1 protein-coding gene is annotated in these 272 nt (G+C 45.2%); it reads left to right on the forward strand.

Translation table 11 applies throughout. The annotated features are described in order from the left end of the window. The coding region (locus GOQ24_RS15390) for a leucine-rich repeat domain-containing protein (protein ID WP_160340085.1) at positions 1–272 on the forward strand (272 nt) is incomplete at both ends.

A 272-nucleotide genomic window follows, 5' to 3' on the forward strand; every position in this document is an offset into this window, starting at 1 on the left:
CCTAATTCAGTAACACACATCGGCGATTGGGCGTTTCGAGGGAACAACCTTACAGAAGTAACTATCCCTAATTCAGTAACACACATCGGCGATTGGGCGTTTGAAGGGAACAACCTTACAGAAGTAACTATCCCTAATTCAGTAACACACATCGGTTCCGGGGCGTTTCGAGGGAACAACCTTACAGAAGTAACTATCCCTAATTCAGTAACACACATCGGTTCCGGGGCGTTTGAAGGGAACAACCTTACAGAAGTAACTATCCCTAATTC

Origin of the sequence: Myroides sp. LoEW2-1, from assembly GCF_009767705.1 — a bacterium.
In the GTDB taxonomy this organism is placed as follows: Bacteria; Bacteroidota; Bacteroidia; order Flavobacteriales; family Flavobacteriaceae; genus Flavobacterium; species Flavobacterium album_A.